We start from the raw sequence: 13,413 nt of genomic DNA, 5'->3' as shown, positions 1-13,413 counted from the left end.
ACAGTGCAAGATCGCGGGGTACGGATCATTCCTTGATCTGGTGCGTGGGGCGGATCACCGCTCTCGCGAGGGTGTGGAAGGTCAGGTTGAAGCCGACGTAGGCCGGGCTCGCGTCCGGGGTGAGGTCCAGGCGGTCGACGTCCAGGGCGTGCACCGCGAAGACGTACCGGTGCGGGCGGTCACCGGGCGGCGGCGCCGCCCCGCCGTAGCCCTGCTCGCCGTAGTCGTTGCGGACCGAGAAGGCCCCGCCGAGGTCGGTGCCCGCCGCGGCGCCCGCGCCGGTGGGCAACTGCGTGACGTCAACCGGCACGTTCACCAGCACCCAGTGCCAGAAGCCACTGCCGGTCGGGGCGTCGGGGTCGTAGCAGGTCACGGCGAAGCTCTTGGTCTCGGCGGGGAAGTCCGACCAGGTCAGCTGCGGGGAGACGTTCTCACCACCGGTGCTGCCATGCGCGTGCCGGGAGTCCATCGGCTCGCCGTTCTGCACGTCGTCACTGGTCAGGGTGAACGAGGGCACGGTCGGCAGCAGCTCGTACGGGTCCGGGGCGATCGGTCGTTCGAGGGTCATCGGGACGGCGTCCTTCCGGTCTGGGTAGATACCTGCCCTTCATACCCCGTTCCGGGCCAACGAACGACCGGCTGCGTCGGTTGTCCGGCAGCACCAGCCGGACGCTATGGTTGGCAGCCTGCAACTTTCCACGGGGGGAATACTTGCTAGGGATCTGGCGCGATTTCGTGGTCGCCGTCGTCACCGCGCTGCGCAAGCCGGACGAGCAGGCGCTCGCCGAGGAACGCCGCCGCGCGATCGAGCGACTGGCCGACGAAACGATCCGCGAGACCCGACGGGACGCGCCCGAGGGGAAATAGTCGCCGGCGGTCAACGGGCCCAGGAAACGAAGCGCTCGTACAGTTCGCCCGCTGGGATGGCGGGCAGCTCCATCACAGCCACCGCGTGCAGGCTGCCCACGTACATGGACAGGCCGATCCGGTCCCGCCCGTAGGCCTCAGCCAAACGGACTCGGGCCGGTGCGCACGGCCACGGCGTGTCCTGCTCACAGCTACGGCAGGTCCATTCCGGGCGGCGCGGCACGTGGAAATCAGCGAGCCGGCCATCCAGTGCGGCGACGGCCCGCTCGCCCTGTGCCGCTCGGGCTCGTGCAGCTGCCTTGGCGGTAGTGGGCACCTCCCCAATCATCGGCCCGCACCGGTTTCCCGCCGATCGGCGGATTGATGACGAGCCTGGGCCAGCAACCGCGCCCGCGCTGCTTCCTGCTCTGCCCGTTGGATCGCCGGACCGATAGCCGTGGGTGGTACGGCGAGCGACAGCCACCGGGATCTCCGGCGCAGCAAACTGAAAGGCCAGATCATCGCGGCGTCCTCCCGCCTCAGGGCGTGGCGGCCTGCCCGCTGTCCCTCGCCGGGTCAGATGGCCGCCCGCAACACCCACTGCAATCGTGAGGACACGCTAAGGAGTTGGAAGGGCCGCAAAGGGTACGCGACGTACCCAGCGACAGGCCGTACCCCTAGAGTTCCGGCACCGCGATCCGGGTCTCCAACTGAATCGCCTCCGCGCGGATCGCCGCTGGCGCCTCCCGGGCCAGCCGCCCCGCCAACTCCTGGGCGGCTGGCGAGTATCGGACGGTCTCCGGAGACGTGGTCTCGGCGAGGTTCAGCAGATGAAGCGTCGCCTCCCGCGCCCCCTCAAGGTCGGCGGAGCGGGCAAGCTCGACGTAGTGTCGGCCGCGCCGCTCGGTCGACGGGATCGACGCCGGATCGAGCGAATGCGCACGCCTCTGGGCCTCGTCAGGATCTCCTAGGTCCACCGCGCACATCACGGCGTATACGTCGACCAACGGCCGCGACACTCGGGTGCGAAGGCCGACGAACTCCGCTGGTAGAGCCTGCTCGACCACCCGACGAGCGGCATCCCAGTCCGACCACGCGCCCTGGTCACCGGTGCGGGCCCTCGTCAACGCGGTACAGAGATACAGGTCAGCCAACATCTCGGCCCACTCACTGCCCCCATCGGCGACTCGGGGTTCGATCAGAGCCCGAGCCTCGCGCAACCGCTCCAGCGCTTCGTCACCGCGGCCGACCGCTCGCAGCAGGTGCGCCGCGTACCAGGTGGATTGGGCGATGGCGAGAGGGTCATCGGCATCAAGGGCCGCAGCCATGCCTCGGTCGACGGTCAGCCAGCACAGCTCACGATCACCGTGCCAAGCAAGGTATGCCTGTGCGAGGTGATGCGCCTGAGCAAGCAGAGCGAGGCTTGCACGTCGGTCGTCGCCCGAGTGAAGCCGGGCCGCTCGCTGGGTAGCGTCGAGCAGACCGGGCAGGATGACGCTCACCTCGGTGCGCTGATGCCGAGAGGTGTGCCAGGTCTGCCATGCGGCGTCCACGGCACCTCGCAGATAGTCGGGGGAATCTGGCGTACCGGAGACGGTGATCTGCCAAGCGGTCAGTGCGCGACGAACGTCGCCGATGGCTGGATGACTGGGTCGTCCGTCCAATGACAGCGTCACCTGCGGCCCGAACAGATCGCCGAGGTCACGTACACCAAGGTGCGGAGCTAGCTGCTGGGCGGCCCGCAACGTCAAGCTTCGACGTCCGTTCTCCACGAACTTGACGGTGGTCGGAGAGAGCCCGGCAAGGCCGGCGAGCTGCTCGCGAGACAGGCCGGCGGCTCGACGAAGCCGCTCGACGCGCTGACCGGGAGTGGGTTGCTGATCGGACATGGAGGCACCTCGCAGCATCGGGTACATCGCGTACCCCGACCGTACGCCGCGAGGAGGCACCCGTCGATGTGCTGAGGGGCGCGGGATTCGGCCCACGAAGACATCGCTGGCGTCGGTCTTTTCAAGACCAACGAGTTCACGGACCTGACCTGGTGATACGGGATGCGCATGACTGACGACATGAAGACCGGCCGCCAACCAGTTCGACGATCTCTGCTAATCCTCGTGTCGGCGTAGCAGAAATGCGCTCCGACGAGTTGTGTTTATAGCGTTTGTGGCCCCATGCTCGAATCATGGTGACGACGGGTGAGGAACTTCTGACCACCGGTCAGGTTGCCAAGCTACTTGGATCTTCGCGCCAGCAGGTCGTCAACCTGTGCGAGCGTGGAGAACTGCCGTTCGTGAAGGTCGGCGCGCATCGGAGGATCAGGCGGCACCAGGTTGAGGCGCTGATGCGCCCGAAGCCGGAACTGACTCGTGATCAGCTCAAGTCGCTGTGGCTGCACCAGGCGGTAGCGGGCAGTTTGGTCACCGACCCGGACGCGGTAATGGGCAAGGCCCGGGGAAATCTCGACCGACTCCTGCGGCAGCACCGAGGAACGATGACCGAGGTGTGGCTGAAGCGCTGGCAAGACAAGATCAACGAGGGTGTCAACGCCGTCCTGAGGACGCTGACCTCGGATGATCCGGAGGCTGTGGAGCTACGACAGAACTCGCCCTTCGCTGCAGTCCTGTCGCAGCCACAGCGCAAGAGGGTGCTTGAGTCCTTCACCCGCAATGGCTGGGAGCGAGCGGGGTGACGCGAGCAACTGGAGCACGTCCTGGCTGCCCGACGGGTGGCGGGATCGGCTGATTACTGGTGGAGTCCCAGAGCACCCAGCCGGGGCGCGGGTACACGCTCGAACCGCACGACTGCGTCGTGTCAAAGCTGATAGCTGGCCGGGAGAAGGACCACGCCTTCGCCGACGCCCTGATCCGGGCCGGGCTCGTCGACCCGGCAGTGGTCGCGGAACGGATCGAGATGGTCGACGTCCATCCCCTGGTGCTGAAACGACTGAGGGACTGGATCGCCACCTACCTGCCGGTGACCTGACGCCTGCCCGGCATTGTGCGGAGGGTGTGGGATTCGAACCCACGAAGACATCGCTGCCTTACCGGTTTTCAAGACCAGCGCCATCGGCCACTAGGCGAACCCTCCCGGACCGCCACCCGTGGGTGCGCGGCCGTGAACAGTCTGCCACGCCACCCGCCGGACGGCTCGGCGTCCCTCCCGCAAGCGCCGGTCAGGCGGGCGCCGCTGCGTCCACTGTGGCACGGACCGGAGTCACTCATGGGCATCGGGGCGTGCAGCGTCCTGATCAACTCGCGTTCCAGGAAAGCGGGGCATCAGATCGTCATGGATACCCCGCCTTCCTGGAACCCGGGCCGAGCACCGACGACCGGCGCGCGCGCCCGGGGTGCGCCTGCGTCGCCCGGGGGCATCGGGTAAGACTGAGGCCATGCGAGCCATCACCGTTCCGCAGCCCGGTGGACCCGACGCGCTGGTCTGGGCCGAGGTCCCCGACCCGGAGCCCGGTCCGGGCGAGGTGATCGTCGCGGTGCGGGCCAGCGCGGTGAACCGCGCTGACCTGCTGCAACGGCAGGGGCAGTATCCGCCGCCGCCGGGTGCGCCCCCGTACCTCGGGTTGGAGTGCTCCGGGGTTATCGACGCGATCGGCCCGGAGGTGACCGGTTGGGCCGTCGGCCAGGAGGTCTGTGCGCTGCTGGCCGGCGGCGGGTACGCCGAGCGCGTCGCGGTGCCCGCCGGGCAGCTGCTGCCGGTGCCGGCCGGCGTCGACCTGGTCGACGCCGCGGCGCTGCCCGAGGTGGCCTGCACGGTCTGGTCGAACCTGGTGCGGGTGGGCCGGCTCGGCTCGGGTGACACGCTGCTGGTGCACGGCGGGGGCAGCGGGATCGGCACGTTCGCGATCCAGTTCGGGGCGGCCCTCGGCGCCACGGTCCTGGCGACCGCCCGCGCGGCCAAGCACCCCCGCCTGCGCGAACTGGGCGCGGCGGACACGATCGACTACCGGGAGCAGGACTTTGTCGAGGAGGTCCGCAAGGCCACCGACGGCCACGGCGCGGACGTCATCCTCGACATCATGGGCGCGTCCTACCTGGGCCGGAACGTCGCCGCGCTGGCGACCGGCGGCCGGCTCGTGGTGATCGGGATGCAGGGTGGTCGCAAGGCCGAGCTGGATCTCGGCGCGCTGCTGACTAAGCGGGCCAGCGTCGCGGCGACCACGCTGCGCTCCCGACCGCTGGCCGAGAAGGCGGAGATCGTCCGGGGCGTACGCGATGAGGTGTGGCCGTTGGTCGAGGCCGGCGCGGTCCGCCCGGTGGTGGACCGGCGGCTGCCGATGGCCGAGGCTGCCGAGGCGCACCGGCTGGTCGAGTCGAACGACCACGTCGGGAAGGTGCTACTCACCATCGGATGAGGCGCGGGGCAGCATGAGCCGGGCACCGGGGCCCTCGCCGGCCAGCGCGTCCCCCGGGTTGTAGAGCGTGCAGCGTTGCAGGGACAGGCAGCCGCAGCCGATGCAGCCGTCCAGGTCGTCGCGGAGTTTGGTGAGCAGCCGGATCTTCTCGTCCAGCCGGCCGCGCCAGCTCGCGGAGAGCCGTTCCCAGTCCTGTGGGCTGGGGGTACGGCCGCCGGGCAGCGATTGCAACGCCTCGCGGATCTCGTCCAGCGAGACGCCGACCTGCTGGGAGATCCGGATGAAGGCGACCCGCCGCAGTTCCGTGCGGGCGTAGCGCCGCTGGTTTCCGCCGGTGCGATTGGCGCGGATCAGACCGAGCCGCTCGTAGTAGCGCAGCGCCGACGGCGCGACGCCGGAGCGGACGGACAGCTCGCCGATCGTCAACGAGTCCTGCATCACCGGGTCCTTGAGTTGAAGTGGACTTCAACTCAAGGCTAGCCCGAACGGATGAGCGCTCAGCGGGTCGCGGCGGCGGGACGGCGGCGTGCGCGCTCGCGACCGAGGATCCAGATCGCCTCGACGCCGTCCTTCCAGGTGATCTTCTTGCCCTCTTCGCGGCCCCGCGCCCGGTAGCTGATCGGCACCTCGTACGGGCGGATCCGGCGGCGCAGCAGCTTGCCGGTCACCTCGGCCTCCATGCCGAAGCCGCGCGAGCGCACCTCCAGCGACCGGTAGAGCTCCACCGGCATCAGCTTGAAGCAGGTCTCCAGGTCGCCGATGTACGAGTTGAAGAGCACGTTGGCCGCCATCGTGACGCCCTTGTTGCCCATCACGTACCAGAAGCTGTAGGCGCTGTGGCTGCCGAAGGTGCGATTGCCGTAGACCACCGTGGCCCGCCCGTCGAGCACCGGGGCGAGCAGCTTGGGGATGTCCTGCGGGTCGTACTCCAGGTCGGCGTCGAGGATGACCATGTATTCGCCCTCGGCGCTGTCGACCGCCGTCTTGATGGCCGCGCCCTTGCCCGCGTTGCGCTGGTGGGTGATCACCCGTAGGCGGGCGTCGTCGGCGCGGCCGAGGACCTCGCCGGTGCCGTCCCGGCTGCCGTCGTCGACGACGACCAGCTCGATCTCGCAGGGGTAGTCAACCGCCAACGCCTGCTTGAGGGCATCCGCGATGCGTTCTTCCTCGTTGTAGACCGGCATGAGGATCGAGAGCTTCACGGGAATCTCCACGGTGGCGACAACACGTCGGGCCTAGCCTAGCCTGGCTGGTCAGCCCGACGGTGGCCGCCACCGTCGGACAGTCGGCGTGGCGGGCTCAGCGCGATGGTGTTTACTTCCCGCCATGTCGGCTGCCGGCTCCCTGCTCGCGGTGCTCCCCGCCGCCTCGGTGCTCCTGCTCACGGTCGCGACGAAGCCCCGCGGGGTCGACGCGGTGTCGCCGTCACGGCTCGCCGCGGTGCGCGCGGCCCTGGTCGCCGGGGCGTACGCGGTGCTCGTCGTCGAGGTACTCGGCGCGCTGCACGCGCTGACCCGGCCGGCGTTCGTCGCCGCCTGGCTGCTCTTCCTGCTCGCCACCGCGACGGCGGTGGGCCTGCGCTGGCGCCGGGAGACGCCGGCCGCCGAGGTGCCCGCCGCGACGTCCCGGCGGGTGCCGGTCGGCGCGGCGGTGACCGCCGGCGGCGGCCCGGAGACGTCCGTCCCGCTCGCCGACCGCGGCCCGGCCGGCGGGCGCGACGCCACGCCGGTCCCGACCGGTGAGGTACGCGCCGGCCTGCGCAGGGCAGCCGAGATCTGGCGTACGGCGAGTCGGGGCGAGCGGCTGCTCGCCGGCGGCATCGGGGGACTGGTGCTGCTGGAGTTGCTGGTCGCGCTGCTGGCCGAGCCGAACAACTTCGACTCGCAGACCTACCACCTGCCCAAGGTCGAGCACTGGGTGGCCCAGGGTGACCTGGACTTCTGGCCCACCGCCATCCACCGGCAGGTGACCATCCCACCCGGCGCGGAGTACCTGCTCCTGCACCTGCGCCTGCTCACCGGCGGAGACGCGCTGCACAACCTGGTGCAGTGGGCCGCCGGGGTGCTCTGCCTGCTGGTGGCCGCACGGATCACCGCGCAGCTCGGCGGCGGCCGGCGGGCTCAGTTGATCACCGCATTCGTGCTGGCCAGCACCCCGATGGTGGTGCTCCAGGCGACCAGTACGCAGACCGACCTGGTCTGCGCGGCGTGGGTGGCGTGCGCGGCGACCCTCGTCCTGGACGGGCTGCGTCGGCGGACCGGTTGGGGGACGCTGCTGGGCCTGGGCGCGGCCACCGGGTTGACGGCGGTGACCAAGACCAGTGGCCTGATCGCGGTGGGTCCGCTGCTGGTGCTGTGGGGACTGGCCCAGCTCCGGCTGGCCCTGGCCGACCGGGCACCGGCCGCCCGTCGGGTTCGGCCGGTCGCTCCGGTGGCCCGCGTCGTCGGTGGCTCGGCGCTGATCCTGGTGGTGGCGGCGCTGGTGGTCGGCCCGTTCCTGACCCGGGTGACCGCCGAGTTCGGGCATCCGCTGGGCCCCCCGCGGCTGCGGGAGTCGATCCCGATGGAACGGCACGATCCGGCGTCGATCCTGGTCAACGCGCTGCGGATCGGGCACACGGCGTTCGACACGCCGCTGGCGCCGCTGCGCAGCGCCAGCGCGGACGCGATCATCGAGGGCGCGGACGTGATCGGTGTCGACCCTCAGGACCGGGCGATCACCTTCGGTCGGGAGGTCTTCCCGGTGCCCGCCTGGTATCCGGACGAGGACCGGGTGGCGTTCCCGATCGCCGGGGCACTCGCGTTGCTCGGCGCGCTGGCCGCGCTCGTCCGCCCACGCCGGCTCGATGCCGGGCAGGTGGGGCCGCTGCGCTCGTACGCCGTGGTGGTGCTGACCACCGTGCTGCTGCACACCGCGATGCTCAAGTGGCAGCCGTGGGGTAACCGGCTGCTGCTCTACGCCCTGGTCCTCGCCGTGCCGCTCGCCGGTTTGTGGCTGGACGCGCTCCTGCGCCGCCACGCGAGCCCGGAGCCCGGGGTGACGGCACGGCGGCGGTCGGTGGCCACCGTGGCGACCGTCGCCGTGTTGGCCACCTCGGCGCTGGCCGGGGTGCTGGCGCTGTCGTACGGCTTCCCGCGCCGGCTCGTCGGCTCCGGCTCGGTCTTCACCACCTCGGACTGGGACACCCGGTTCCTGCGCCGGCCGCAGTGGGCCGACGAGTTCCGCTGGGCAGCGGCGGCGGTCCGCGACAGCGGCGCCCGGCGGATCGGGCTGGTGGAGCAGAACGACAACTGGGAGTACCCGTGGTGGCTGCTGCTGCGCCAGCCGGACGGCGGCTCGCCGGAGCTGGTGTCGTTGCAGTCGGTTCTGCCGGAACGGCCGCCGGCCGACCCGGCCTCGGTGGACGCGATCGTCTGCACCGGCAGTCAGCCCGCCTGCGCCAAGCTGGTTCCGGCCGGCTGGCGGTTGGAGTTCCGCGGCTACGTGGGCTACGCCCTGCCGCCCGCCCGCTGACCGCCGGATGCTCGGGCCGAGCCGAGCCGGGCCGAGCCGAGCCGAGCCGAGCCGAGCGCCCGGATCGTCCGATCCGGGCGGTTCTGCATCCCGCGCGCAAGGATCCGAGGCGCATTCACATCTGTTGATCCGCACGTTACCGTCTGGTAACTCAATCGACCTCCCACGATTGAGCCGAAAGGAGTGTGTCGATGCCTGCCACCCCCGCCAGGCCCAAACGCGCGACCCGACGACGGGCCACCACCGTCGCCGTCGCCGTCGCCGCTCTCGTCCTGCCGATGCTCGCCGGACCGGCCGCCCCCGCCACCGCCGCCGACCGACCCGCCGTTGCACCACTCCCGGCCAACCTGGAGGCCATCCGGGCCGCCGAGGCGACCGCCCTCTACGGCAGCCCCGCGATCCGCCCGATCGAGCAACGCCGCACCGCACTGATCACCATGGGCGACAGCGAGATCTCCGGCGAGGGCGTCGGCAACTATGTCCCCGGCACCCATCAGGCCGACAACTGGTGCGACCGCTCATACGACCAGGCGGTGTTCCGCACCGGCATCCCGTCGGACGCCCAGTACAACCTCGCCTGCTCCGGCGCCACGCCGTGGAACCTCATCGCCGGTGGCCCGACGCAGCACAACGAGCTGAACCAGGGCGACTACCTCGGGATCAAGGCGCGCAACACGCACGTCAAGCTGATCTGGGTGGTGGTCGGCGCGAACGGCGACGGCACCATCCAGTTCGGGCCGGTCGCCACCGACTGCGCCATACGCCGGGTCTTCTTCCAGGGCGCCTGCTACCCCACCTACACCGACCAGTGGACGATCCGCACCGACGGCAGCCGCCAGGCCGTGACCGACGCGCTCAACGACATCCGGCAGACCATGACCAACGCCGGCTACCTGCGCTCGGACTACGAGCTGGTGCTGATGTCCTACCCGAGCCCGGGCAGCCCCGACGTCGAGGACAACCCGAACTTCCCCGGCTGGTACTCCGGCGGTTGCCTGCTCTACCTCGCCGACGCCGCGTTCGCCCGGAACAAGGCGGTGCCGCTGTTCGAGTCGGCGCTGCGAACCGCCGCGGCGAACACCGGCACCCGCTACCTCGACGCGAGCCGGCTCTTCCACGGCCACGAGGCGTGCACCGACAACACCTCGGTTCGCGGGCTCTACATCGAGGTGGGAATCTGGGACGAGAACGCCGCCCGGCAGTCGTTCCACCCCAACGCCCGCGGGCACGGCATGTTCGCCCAGTGCATCACGCAGTTCTGGAACTCCGGGCAGCAGCGGGCCAGCTGCGTCGACCCGGCCAGCACCGGCAGTGGTGTGCTCTACCCGGGCCTGCTGGAGTTCAAGCAACTGCGCAACCTCGCCACCGGCACCTGCGTCGACGGCAAGGGGTACGACTCCCGCAACGGCACCCCCCAGCAGCCGTACACCTGTCACGGCGGTCGTAACCAGGGCTTCTGGTACGACTCCGCCCGGCGCTCGCTGCACTCGGAGCTGTCCCACGACCGGTGCCTGGACGTCTCCAACAGCTCGATGACCGCCGGCACCGCGGTCAACGTCTACGACTGCAACGGCACCGCCGCCCAGCAGTTCGTGTTCGCCGGCAACCAGCTCAAGCCGGCGAGCGCCAGCAACCTCTGCGTGGCGTTCGACAACCCGTGGCTGGGCACCCCCCGGTTGCGGTTGGCCACCTGCTCCAGCAGCACCCGCCAGCAGTGGTCGTACGAGTCGCGCAGCTTCGCCAACCCGGTCGGCTACGGTCACGACGACTTCATCGGCTCCCGCGTCTACTGAGACAGTGACGGGCCCCCGGGCGTACACCCGGGGGCCCGTCGCTCACTTGTCGCGCGGGATGAGGATGAGCCGGGCGACTCCCTTGTCGCCGTCCTTCGCACCGGCGACGCCGAGCTTCGCGCCGACCTTGACCTCGCTCGGCTGCACCGTCGCGCGCCGCTCGACGACCCGCAGGTCGTCGCCGAAGGTCCAGGTCATCGTGAAACCGTCGGTGGACTTGACGGTCATCGAGTCGCCGTCGATGGCGGTCACCTCGCCGCGCTGCACGGCGACCGTCTGCGTACCGTTGTCCTTGGTCTGCACCACCGCCTCGCCGTGCAGGGTGTTCTTGCGCAGCTGCACGCGGGCCTGGTGGCGCTTGCGCCACTCCTCGCCGCGCTTCTGCCGGTCCTTGTCCCGAGCCGTCGGGGAGGCGCCCGGCGTCGGGGTGGCCGGGGCGGCGACGGTCTGCACGTCCAGGTCGGTGGCGTCGAAGCCCATCGCGGTCAGCGCCTGGCCCTCCACACCCATCGCGGCGGCGACCTCGACCGCGGCGTCCCGCGCGGGCTGGCTGGCCACCTCGGCCGCGCCGCAGCCGCTGACGCCGAGCGCGACCGCCGCGAGCAGCGCCGTGGTGCCGGTGACGAATCCCCAACGTGGCATGACTCTCCCTCTCGTCCGTGGAGCCCTCAGCCTTCCCCGCGTCCACGAGCGGACCGTCAGGCCGATGTTCGGGTCAGGTAAGGATCACCGGGCAGCCGGACCGTGAAGGCGGCGCCGCCCTCGGGCGCGTGACCCGCGACGATCTCGCCGCCCAGCCGGCGGACCAGCCCGGCGGCGAGTGCCAGCCCCAGCCCGCTGCCCACCTTGCGCACCCCCCGGTAGCGCTCGTGCAACGCCCCCCGCTCGAACGCCACCGCCAGGTCGTCGTCGGTGAAGCCGGGTCCGCCGTCGCGGACCTCCAGCACACCGCCGGCCGCCGGGTCCGCACCGACCGGCCGGACCGCGAGCACCACCGGCGCCCCCGGGGGTACGACCCGCAGCGCGTTCTCCAGCAACCCGTCCAGCACCTGTCGGATCCGACCCGGATCGGTGTACGCGGACACCGGCTGACCGGGCGTCTCCACGCGGAACGACACACCCACCGCGGCGCACCGACCCGACCAGGTCGGCTCGGCCTCGGCGGCCAGCCGGGTCAGGTCGACCGGCACCGGTTCCAGCGGAAAGTCGGCGGCCTCCAGCCGGGCCAGCGCCAGCAGATCGCCGATCAGCCGGTCCAGGTGCTGGGCCTCGGCCAGCATGGTCCGGCCGGTGCCGGCGGCGTCGTCCGCGTCAATGACGCCGTCGGCCAGCGCCTCGGCGTACCCCCGGATCGCGGTCAGCGGGGTCCGCAGCTCGTGCGAGACGGAGAGCAGGAACTCCCGCTGCCGGCCCTCGCTGGTGGTCAGGGCCGCGGCCAGGCCGTTCAGCGCCTCGGCCAGGTCGGCGACCTCGTCCGGCGGTTCGACCGGCACCCGGACGGCACGGTCTCCGGCGCGCAGTCGGGCGGCGGCGGTGGCCGCGACGCGGATCGGTCGGGCCAGGCGACGGGCCAGCAGGAGGCCGGCCACCACGCCGGCGGCCAACCCGGCCAGCAGCGGCAACCAGAGGCTGAGCAGCACCTGCGCCCACAGGCCGTTCGACGTGGCGCGGGACAGCACCACCCCGTTGCCGCCGGGCAGCGCCCGGCCCTCCACCAGGGCGCGGTGGCCGTTGACCGGGCGGCGGGCCGACACGTTGCGGCCCTGCCCGATCCGCTGCACCACGCGGGCCGGCAGGCCCGACCGGTCGGCGGTCCCGCGCCGGATCAGGTACGCGTCGATGCCCTGGTCGCGTAGTTGCTGGATGAGCCGCTCCTCGTCGGCGGTGCGACCCCGGTCCAGTCGGGTGCGCAACACCTCGGCGGCGAGTCGGGCCTGCGCGGCGAGCGCCTGCTGGTCGCGTCGCTCCGCGCCGCGGATCGCCAGTGGCACCGCGACGATGGCCGTGACGAGCACCGACACCAGTGCCACCGCGCAGGTGACCAGAACCGCGCGGGCGGTCAGCGTCCGGCCGAGCCGCCTGCGCCGGGGTGCGGCCGGCGGGCGGGCGCCGACCACCGGCAGCGCCATGGTCGGCGACTCGGAGCGCACGGGCTGCTCAGGCATCGACCGCGTACCCCACGCCCCGGTGGGTACGGATGACGCTTGCCGGGCCGAGCTTCGCCCGCACCTGGGCGACGTGCACGTCCACCGTGCGGGTTCCCGCGTGCGCGGCGTAGCCCCAGACGCCGGCCAGCAGCTCCTCCCGGGTGAAGACCCGGCCGGGCCGGGCCATGAGATGCGCCAGCAGGTCGAACTCGGTGGAGGTGAGCTGCACCGGTACGCCGGCGGCGGTGACCGTCCGTCGGGCCGGGTCGAGGGTCACCGGGCCGACGATGCGCGGTCGTTCCGCGCCCTCGGGGCCACCGGCGGTACGGCGCAGCACCGCGCGTACCCGGGCGACCAACTCGCGCGGGCTGAACGGCTTTGTGACGTAGTCGTCGGCGCCCAGCTCCAGGCCGACGATCCGGTCCACCTCGTCGTCGCGGGCGGTGAGGAAGATGACCGGCGTCCAGTCACCGGCCTCGCGCAACCGGCGGCAGATCTCGGTGCCGGGGAGACCGGGCAGGGCGATGTCCAGGACGCAGGCGACCGGGCGCAGCCGGCGGGCGGCGCTCAGGCCGGCCTCGCCGTCGCGTTCGAGGTGCACGCCGAACCCGTCGCGGGTGAGGTAGAGCCGGACCAGGTCGGCGATGGCCGGCTCGTCCTCGACCACGAGGACGAGCCCGCGGTGCGGCGGTTCGACTGTCACCGGCCCATGATTGCCGACCCGGTCGGCTCGGCGCGATCGGTGCGT

At 71.5% G+C, this 13,413-nt stretch carries 14 protein-coding genes and 1 tRNA gene; 6 read left to right on the top strand and 9 right to left on the bottom strand.

Annotation, left to right across the window (positions count from 1 at the left end; all coding sequences use genetic code 11):
* Positions 1–25: 25 nt before the first annotated feature.
* Positions 26–568 (bottom strand): YbhB/YbcL family Raf kinase inhibitor-like protein, encoded by a 543-nt coding sequence (locus tag ABZU53_RS02925; protein ID WP_354857267.1) that lies wholly within the window; start codon positions 566–568, stop codon positions 26–28.
* Between the two features lie 167 nt (positions 569–735).
* Between ABZU53_RS02925 and ABZU53_RS02920 the strand changes: the two genes are divergently transcribed.
* The gene (locus ABZU53_RS02920; protein WP_355063493.1) at positions 736–867 is read left to right on the top strand and encodes a hypothetical protein; all 132 of its coding nucleotides are present in this window, start codon (positions 736–738) and stop codon (positions 865–867) included.
* A gap of 10 nt (positions 868–877) precedes the next feature.
* Here the strand turns inward: ABZU53_RS02920 and ABZU53_RS02915 are convergent, their stop codons facing one another.
* Positions 878–1,183, bottom strand: coding sequence for a hypothetical protein (locus tag ABZU53_RS02915; RefSeq protein WP_354857271.1), 306 nt, complete (start codon positions 1,181–1,183; stop codon positions 878–880).
* A gap of 340 nt (positions 1,184–1,523) precedes the next feature.
* Positions 1,524–2,735, bottom strand: a complete 1,212-nt coding sequence (locus ABZU53_RS02910; RefSeq protein ID WP_354857274.1) for a helix-turn-helix transcriptional regulator — start codon at positions 2,733–2,735, stop codon at positions 1,524–1,526.
* 293 nt (positions 2,736–3,028) lie between these two features.
* Here ABZU53_RS02910 and ABZU53_RS02905 point away from each other — a divergent pair, with 293 nt between their 5' ends.
* Positions 3,029–3,535, top strand: a complete 507-nt coding sequence (locus ABZU53_RS02905) for a helix-turn-helix domain-containing protein (RefSeq protein WP_354857276.1) — start codon at positions 3,029–3,031, stop codon at positions 3,533–3,535.
* Between the two features lie 119 nt (positions 3,536–3,654).
* On the top strand, positions 3,655–3,828 hold the full coding sequence (locus ABZU53_RS02900) for a hypothetical protein (protein ID WP_355063491.1): 174 nt from the start codon (positions 3,655–3,657) through the stop codon (positions 3,826–3,828).
* 18 nt (positions 3,829–3,846) lie between these two features.
* Here ABZU53_RS02900 and ABZU53_RS02895 read toward each other — a convergent pair.
* Positions 3,847–3,933, bottom strand: a tRNA-Ser gene (locus ABZU53_RS02895).
* A gap of 301 nt (positions 3,934–4,234) precedes the next feature.
* On the opposite strand from ABZU53_RS02895, the gene ABZU53_RS02890 reads away from it, so the two are divergent.
* Positions 4,235–5,212: an NAD(P)H-quinone oxidoreductase gene (locus ABZU53_RS02890; protein WP_355063489.1), complete on the top strand. Its 978-nt coding sequence runs from the start codon at positions 4,235–4,237 to the stop codon at positions 5,210–5,212.
* Here the strand turns inward: ABZU53_RS02890 and soxR are convergent.
* Positions 5,195–5,650 (bottom strand): redox-sensitive transcriptional activator SoxR, encoded by a 456-nt coding sequence (gene soxR / locus ABZU53_RS02885; protein WP_354857283.1) that lies wholly within the window; start codon positions 5,648–5,650, stop codon positions 5,195–5,197. The two genes, ABZU53_RS02890 and soxR, sit on opposite strands and share 18 nt — an antisense overlap.
* A gap of 59 nt (positions 5,651–5,709) precedes the next feature.
* Positions 5,710–6,414 carry a glycosyltransferase family 2 protein gene (locus ABZU53_RS02880; protein WP_355063487.1) on the bottom strand — a complete coding sequence of 235 codons (705 nt, stop codon included), beginning with the start codon at positions 6,412–6,414 and terminating at the stop codon, positions 5,710–5,712.
* 124 nt (positions 6,415–6,538) lie between these two features.
* On the opposite strand from ABZU53_RS02880, the gene ABZU53_RS02875 reads away from it, so the two are divergent.
* Both ABZU53_RS02875 and ABZU53_RS02870 read left to right on the top strand, forming a co-directional pair.
* Positions 6,539–8,725: a glycosyltransferase family 39 protein gene (locus ABZU53_RS02875; RefSeq protein ID WP_355063485.1), complete on the top strand. Its 2,187-nt coding sequence runs from the start codon at positions 6,539–6,541 to the stop codon at positions 8,723–8,725.
* A 191-nt stretch (positions 8,726–8,916) separates the two neighbouring features.
* The gene (locus tag ABZU53_RS02870) at positions 8,917–10,518 is read left to right on the top strand and encodes a ricin-type beta-trefoil lectin domain protein (protein WP_354857289.1); all 1,602 of its coding nucleotides are present in this window, start codon (positions 8,917–8,919) and stop codon (positions 10,516–10,518) included.
* A gap of 42 nt (positions 10,519–10,560) precedes the next feature.
* Here ABZU53_RS02870 and ABZU53_RS02865 read toward each other — a convergent pair whose 3' ends face one another.
* Genes ABZU53_RS02865 through ABZU53_RS02855 form a run of 3 tightly spaced genes read right to left on the bottom strand, consistent with a single transcriptional unit; the run spans position 10,561 to position 13,368 of the window.
* Entirely contained in the window at positions 10,561–11,160 is a 600-nt protein-coding gene (locus ABZU53_RS02865; protein ID WP_354857291.1) for a hypothetical protein, read from the bottom strand.
* A gap of 56 nt (positions 11,161–11,216) precedes the next feature.
* Positions 11,217–12,683 (bottom strand): histidine kinase dimerization/phospho-acceptor domain-containing protein, encoded by a 1,467-nt coding sequence (locus tag ABZU53_RS02860; protein WP_355063483.1) that lies wholly within the window; start codon positions 12,681–12,683, stop codon positions 11,217–11,219.
* The gene (locus ABZU53_RS02855; protein ID WP_355063482.1) at positions 12,676–13,368 is read right to left on the bottom strand and encodes a response regulator transcription factor; all 693 of its coding nucleotides are present in this window, start codon (positions 13,366–13,368) and stop codon (positions 12,676–12,678) included. The genes ABZU53_RS02860 and ABZU53_RS02855 overlap by 8 nt, the downstream gene beginning before the upstream one ends.
* Positions 13,369–13,413 lie beyond the last annotated feature (45 nt).

Source organism: Micromonospora sp. NPDC005194 (genome assembly GCF_040608335.1).
Taxonomy (GTDB): domain Bacteria; phylum Actinomycetota; class Actinomycetes; order Mycobacteriales; family Micromonosporaceae; genus Micromonospora.
This window is presented reverse-complemented; position numbering and strand designations above follow the sequence as displayed.